This is a genomic window from Micromonospora sp. LOL_015 (assembly GCF_048060275.1).
In the GTDB taxonomy this organism is placed as follows: domain Bacteria; phylum Actinomycetota; class Actinomycetes; order Mycobacteriales; family Micromonosporaceae; genus Micromonospora_E.
This window is the reverse complement of the sequence record NZ_JBHMIO010000033.1, coordinates 50,722-56,826: the sequence shown is the minus strand read 5'-3', so window position 1 is coordinate 56,826 and position 6,105 is coordinate 50,722. Positions and strand designations below refer to the sequence as shown.

Here is a 6,105-nt window from a genome sequence, read left to right as displayed (position 1 = left end):
GACCGTGGAGCGCGGGTAGGACCGGGACCCGTCCCGGCACCGCGCGGTGAAACGGTAACCCACCAGAACGTCGCGCGTGTCACGCGCGGCGTGGCTGGAATCGCCGCCGTTTAGGGCGGCGAGGATGTCAACCCGCAACCTGCGCTGCCCCGTCAGCCCTGGTGACCGCGCGGCGCTCCTCGGCAAGGTGGTCTGCGTGTCGCGTCGAAGCTGAGCGTGTCCGCCCGTAGCGGGGGCAGGAGCGCGGGCCACCAGGTCGCGGTGTCGCCGGGGTGAACGGATCGAAGGCGCCTGGATCAGCCGCCAACGAAACGCGCACGGGTGCCACTCAGGTGAGGACGACCAGGTCCAGGGCGTCAACCACGGGTCTGGTCTCACGTTGCGCTGCCTTGCGCAGTCGGGCCAGGCCTGCCGCGTACTCGTCGTCGCTTATCAGTTGCAGAGGCGTGTGTGCCTCGCGGCGCAGTGCCGTCGCGGCCTCGCGTAGTGAGGCCGCTGTTACCTGCGGGACCTGTTCGCGGCCGACGGTGACGAACCCGGCGGCGGTGAAGGCTGCTTCGACGTCGGCCACGCTGGGGTAGGTGTCGAGCACACGGATGGCTTCGGGGAAGTAACGGAACAGGGTGATCGCTTGGTGTCGGCCGGCGAACGCGGAGCGAATCAGCACCGGGCCGCCGGGGCGGACGACCCGGCGTAGTTCTCGGGCTGCACGGTGCAGGTCTGGCACGTGGTGGATGACCGTGGAGATCCAGGCGGCGTCGACGCTGCCGTCGTCGAGCGGGATGCGCTCGGCGTCGCCATGCACGACAGGCTGGTACATCGAGCGGGCGCGCATCGCCTCGGAGGGCTCGACCGCCGTGACCTCGATACGGTCGTACCAGGCGGTGAAGGCTCGCGCCCACATTCCGGTGCCCGAGCCGAGGTCGAGTATTCGCATGCCTGCCTGGGGGTCAAGGTGTCGGGTCACGGCTTCCCGCCAGGCTGAGAGTCCGTCGTCGGTGAGGTGACGGGTCGCCTCGAACGCCGCGGCGTCCGCGTTGTCGTACGTGATCCGAGCCATGCCTTGACCCAACTGCCTGGGCATCCGAGGAAGCAATGAAGTTATCTCAACAACGAATCGGTTGTTGATGGTGCGACACGCACATAAGGCGCAGAAGCGACGATTCTTGTAGGACGTGAGGTCCTCCGATAAACCGGTCTCACCACAAGAATCCGTCACCAAGAGGACCCCACGCGATCACTTATCGTGCCACACTCGACGTCCCGAGGGAACTCGTCGCCTACGTGGCGAGCCTGCTCCGCGCCCACCGACGCACGCTGGGAACACGCAAGGGCACCCGCCTGCTCACCTGCTGGCGGCAAGCGGTGTTCGGCCTGGTCTGGTTCCGTGACCGTGGCGTGGACATCCCCCAACTCGGCACCGGATTCGGGCTGTCCCGGCCAACCTCCTACCGCTACCACAACGAGGTCCTGACGGTGCTGTCCGAGCAGGCGCCGGACCTGAACACCGCCCTCGACCGGGTCGAGGCCGAGGGCTGGTCCCACCTGATCCTGGACGGCAAGATCGTCGACAGCGACCGGTACGCGGAGAAGACGGTCAGCCGCAAGGGCGAGACCATCGACGCCTACTACTCCGGCAAGACCCACGGCTTCGGCGGCAACATCCAGGCGCTGATACGCCCCGACAGTTTCCCAATATGGGTCTCCAGTGTCGCTCCCGGCTCGGTCCACGACCTGCGTGCCGCTCAGGAGACCGTCCTCGGCGCGCTCTACGCGGCGGCCGCCCGCGGCCTGCCCACCCTCGCGGACTCCGGGTACGAAGGGGCAGGTCGCGGCGTCCACACCCCGGTGAAGAACCCGGCCGGTGGGCACCGGCTCCACGTCGACAACCGGACCTACAACACGCTCCTGCGGGCGATGCGGTGCCTCGGCGAACGCGGATTCGCGTTGTTGAGCCAGAGATGGCGTGTCCTGCAAGGCGTCACCACCCCGCCGACGAAGATCGGCGATATAGCCAGAGCGGCCCTCGTGCTACTCCACTTTGAACATGGATACATACCTCGTTGAGATAACTTCAATGGTGCAGAGGTGTGACGAACCGCCCAGGCTGACGGGCTGCCGGCCAGGTGCGGTTTACGTAAGGTCGGTCCATCGGTGCGGACTCTGACGTGCGGCGCTGGCTACGGCAGGGTACGGATCCGGTGGAGTTCGAGGTCGGCTTTGTCGTTGAGGGCGGGGGTGAGGTGCGTCGGCACCTGGTCGATGTGGTAGATGTCGCGTTCGAGCAGGTGCCGGCGGTCCGCTCGTTCCCGTCGTACTGGTACGGCAGCCGCCATTTCCCACCCCTCACAGAGTGGATCATGGAGAAATCGCCGCCCTCCGGGATCCGTATCACTTCCGGCTCCGGTCACGCCTCCTGTCGCCTGAGCGGTTCGAGGACAGGTAGTCGATGTCCGTCACCGAGTCGCTTGACGGTGGATATGGTCCCCGGATGCCCGATGCGATCTTTGCCCACCCTCTCCTCGCAGGTATCTACGACGCTTTCGACGGAGACCGCGACGACCTGGCCGCCTACCTCGCGATCGCCGGCGAGTTGACCGCGAACCTCGTGCTTGACATCGGTTGCGGGACAGGATCCCTGGCAATCCTGCTCGCTGGAAGCGGCTACAATGTCGTGGGCGTCGACCCGGCCGAAGCGTCACTCAAGGTCGCGAAACTGAAAGATCAGGCAGGGAGGGTCCGCTGGATTCATGGCGACGTCACGGCACTGCCGGCGCTCGATGCAGATCTGGCGACGATGACCGGGAACGTGGCCCAAGTCTTCCTTACCGACGACGACTGGGCGCAGACCCTCCAGGGCATCCACGCCGCCCTTCGCCCGAACGGCTATCTCGTCTTCGAAACCCGACGCCCCGAACATCGCGCTTGGCGGGAGTGGGCGGCGGACGTCGATCCGGTCTCCCTCGAGATCCCGGGCATCGGACTGGTGGAACGGCGCCTTGAGGTCACGGACATCAGCCTTCCATTCGTCTCCTTCCGATACGCCTACCGGTTCCTGGCCGGCGGCGAGGTCATCACATCTGACTCGACCCTCCGGTTCCGCGGCCGCGACGAGGTCGAATCGAGCCTGGCCGCCAACGGCTACCGAGTCCTCGACGTGCGGGAGGCACCCGATCGCCCAGGTCGAGAGTTCGTGTTCATCGCCGAACGTTCGACCTGAAGCAAGCCGACCCGAACAACCTAAACCTCCTGTCAGCTTTGTTGGCAGGCGACAGCGACAGCAGGACGGCTTGACGCGGCCGAGCCAGTCCGCCAGCCGCCACCAGACGTCACGCTTAGCTTGGCGCTGGCGACGACCTTGGCCTTGGAGCCGCAGGGGTGCCGACATCTGATGTGTCGATCCGTAGGCTTGTCCGGAATCGGCACGTCGGCGACGGTCTCGGCGAGGATGGTGCGGTGGCAGGCGCGGATCGACGGGGCCTCGGTCAGGTGTTCAACGAGGTGCCGGAACTGTACGACAGGGTCCGGCCAGGGTACCCCGACGCGCTGTTCGCCGACCTCGTCACCATCACCGGCATACGTGAGAGGTCGCCTGTGCTTGAGGTCGGCTGCGGCACCGGTCAGGCGACCCGTTCGCTGGCGGCGCTCGGGTGTTCGGTGACCGCCATCGAGCCGGGCGCGGGTATGGCCGCGCTTGCCCGCCGACGGCTCGCCACCTTCGGCAACGTCACCGTCGAGTCGTCGACGTTTGAGGAGTGGGACGACCGCGGTCGACGCTTCGACGTCCTCGTGGCAGCTTCAGCGTGGCACTGGGTCGATCCTGCGATCGGCTGGCGGCGGGCACGCGAGGTGCTCCACCCCGGGGGCTGGACGGCGCTGCTCGGCCACGTCGTCATCCGCCGGCCCGGCGAGCCGGAGGTGTACGCCGAGACCACCGATCTCCACGAACTGTTCTCCCCCGGCAATCCCGACTGGGGCCATCCGCCGCTTGAGGGCGACGTGCGCAGCACCGACAAGGGCCGGGGACTGGTCAACGATCCCGGCAGCCTGTTCAGCCCCACGATCGTGCGCTGGTACCCCACCGCTCAGTGGTTCGACGGCGACGGGTTCGCCGACCTCCTGCGCTCACAGTCGTCGTACCGCAGGCTCGACCACGACATCCGCGAACCACTGCTCGACGCCATCGCCGAACGCATCCGCACCCGCATCGGCGACCGAGCGGCACGCCGGTACCTGAGCGTCCTGCGTATCGGTCAGCGAGCGGAGTGAGCTCAGCGGTAATCCGGTCACGTTCTTCAATGGCGTCCGTTAGCTGGTGCTCCTACACGGACGCCAGCAGCTGCGTCAGCCGGTCCAAGCCGGCTCCGATCAGCCGGGCGTACTCGTCGTCGCCGAGGGCGTCGATGCCCGCCTGCGCGTGCCGCAGGTGTTCCCGGGCCCGGTCGAGGTCACCGAGTCTGCGGTGGCACTCGCCGAGGTTGAGGTGCAGCGACGGGTACAGGCCGGCAACCGGCAGGGCCACCCCGGCCTGCGCCACCCGGGTGTCGGTGAGCAGGTCGGCCGCAGCCAGGGCCCGCTGGTCCCAGAGCAGCTCCTGGTGCACGTCGTCCTGCACGTCGGCCATCGCGTGGGCGAGGACGCAGACGTGCAGCGGATCTCCGTCCTGTCCGCCGATCTCGTCCCAGATCCGCGCGAACAGGTCACGGGCGGCGTCCCGTTGGCCGCGCTGGTGGTGCAGCTGCACCCCGTCGTTGATGCGGGCGAGCGTGGCGTCGACGGTCATCGGTCGCTCCCGGCAAGAGGTACGTGTCGCGGCACCGATCGTACCGTCGGGCGATGGCCCGGGGTGGCGGTGAGCGCGAGCACCGCGGCCAGTGCGGCGGCTGCGTCGACAAGGGCCCGGGACCGGGCGGTGAGGTCGACGTCACGGACCGCCAACGCGGCGGTGACGTCGGCCGACCGCCCGGCGGAGCGCAGTCGCGGCATCAGGGCCCGCAGCGGTGCGACCCGGTAGCCGGCCTGGCGTAGCTGGTGCACGACGCGGGCGTCGCGGACCTGGGCCGGGGTGTAACGGCGCGGTCCGCCCGGTCGGTCGCGGCCGGGCACGACGAGACCCTCGGCGTGCCAGTGCCGCAGGGTCGATAGGCGTACGCCGAGAGCGGCGGCCAGCTCGGAGATGCTCATCGCGTCGCAGTCGCGTACGTCGTCGAGGGGTTCGGCGGTGATGGCCCGGGCGGCCAGCTGGGCCTGTCGCAGGTCGGCGCGGTCGGTGTGCAGGCGGGCGTGGGCCGCGTCGAGCAGGGCGAGCATCCGGTCGGCTGGGCGGCGGTGGGCGGCCCGGACAATCCTGCGCGCCTCGGCCGGTCCGGTCGCCGCGGCCAGGGCCCGGTAGGCCAGCGCGCACCGCAGGTGCAGTTCCCCGAAGACCCGGTGGCCGGTGGCGGTACGGGCCGCCGGCGGCAGGACACCGTCGCGTTCCAGGTTGCGGATCTGCTGAACGCCGTACCCGGCCCGCCGGGCGACGTCGACCGTGCGCATTCGCAGCGAGTGGAGACCTTCCGCCTTGTCCACCTGCTGTCGTGACCGTGAAGTCTCCATAAGCACTGCAATGTAACGCTTGAGGTATGACCCAGGACGAGATCATCGCGTTCGTCGCCGGTCTCGGCGACGTACTGACCCTCAGACCGGCGTCCGGCGACGGCACGCCGCCGATCAGCTGGGGCGACACGTTCTTCTACGTCTCGCCCGACGGCACGGTGCCGACCGGGCGGCAGCCGTTCGCGACGATCGTGACCAAGGACTACCCGGGCGACGCGACGTCGCGCCTGGACCGGCCAGGGGTGTTCCGGCTCAACGTCGCCGTCGGACGGGACGATTTCCTGCGGCACGCCGGGCATGAGCCTCGCGGGGCCGCCCCGGCCGGGGTCGATCCCGCCGCTGCCGACACCGTGTTCGCCCATCCCGTGTACGGGGCCGGCGGCTGGCTGGCGGTGGTCGACCCCGGTCCGCGCACCGACGCCGTGGTGCGTGATCTGCTGCGCGCGGCACACCGACACGCCGGCGCACACCACCGACGACGAGCCGGCAGGAGTTAGCGGGTGGGCG

The 6,105-nt window shown here is 68.9% G+C and carries 8 protein-coding genes; 4 read left to right on the top strand and 4 right to left on the bottom strand.

Annotated features, from left to right (window positions below; translation table 11 throughout):
- Positions 1-328: 328 nt before the first annotated feature.
- Positions 329-1,060 (bottom strand): class I SAM-dependent methyltransferase, encoded by a 732-nt coding sequence (locus tag ACFHWU_RS22605; RefSeq protein WP_416591513.1) that lies wholly within the window; start codon positions 1,058-1,060, stop codon positions 329-331.
- Positions 1,061-1,284: 224 nt separating this feature from the next.
- On the opposite strand from ACFHWU_RS22605, the gene ACFHWU_RS22600 reads away from it, so the two are divergent.
- On the top strand, positions 1,285-2,067 hold the full coding sequence (locus ACFHWU_RS22600; RefSeq protein WP_416591512.1) for a transposase family protein: 783 nt from the start codon (positions 1,285-1,287) through the stop codon (positions 2,065-2,067).
- A 113-nt stretch (positions 2,068-2,180) separates the two neighbouring features.
- On the opposite strand, the gene ACFHWU_RS22595 is transcribed toward ACFHWU_RS22600, so the two are convergent.
- A complete protein-coding gene (locus ACFHWU_RS22595) occupies positions 2,181-2,336 on the bottom strand; it encodes a hypothetical protein (RefSeq protein WP_416591511.1) in 156 nt (51 codons plus the stop codon).
- Between the two features lie 155 nt (positions 2,337-2,491).
- Between ACFHWU_RS22595 and ACFHWU_RS22590 the strand changes: the two genes are divergently transcribed.
- Positions 2,492-3,220, top strand: a complete 729-nt coding sequence (locus tag ACFHWU_RS22590; protein ID WP_416591510.1) for a class I SAM-dependent methyltransferase — start codon at positions 2,492-2,494, stop codon at positions 3,218-3,220.
- 236 nt (positions 3,221-3,456) lie between these two features.
- Entirely contained in the window at positions 3,457-4,269 is an 813-nt protein-coding gene (locus ACFHWU_RS22585) for a class I SAM-dependent methyltransferase (protein WP_416591509.1), read from the top strand.
- Between the two features lie 52 nt (positions 4,270-4,321).
- Here ACFHWU_RS22585 and ACFHWU_RS22580 read toward each other — a convergent pair whose 3' ends face one another.
- Both ACFHWU_RS22580 and ACFHWU_RS22575 read right to left on the bottom strand, forming a co-directional pair.
- A complete protein-coding gene (locus ACFHWU_RS22580) occupies positions 4,322-4,783 on the bottom strand; it encodes a hypothetical protein (RefSeq protein ID WP_416591508.1) in 462 nt (153 codons plus the stop codon).
- Entirely contained in the window at positions 4,780-5,571 is a 792-nt protein-coding gene (locus ACFHWU_RS22575) for a MerR family transcriptional regulator (protein WP_416591507.1), read from the bottom strand. The genes ACFHWU_RS22580 and ACFHWU_RS22575 overlap by 4 nt, the downstream gene beginning before the upstream one ends.
- Before the next feature lie 53 nt (positions 5,572-5,624).
- Here ACFHWU_RS22575 and ACFHWU_RS22570 point away from each other — a divergent pair, with 53 nt between their 5' ends.
- Positions 5,625-6,095 (top strand): DUF6194 family protein, encoded by a 471-nt coding sequence (locus ACFHWU_RS22570; RefSeq protein WP_416591506.1) that lies wholly within the window; start codon positions 5,625-5,627, stop codon positions 6,093-6,095.
- The last annotated feature ends 10 nt before the right edge of the window (positions 6,096-6,105 follow it).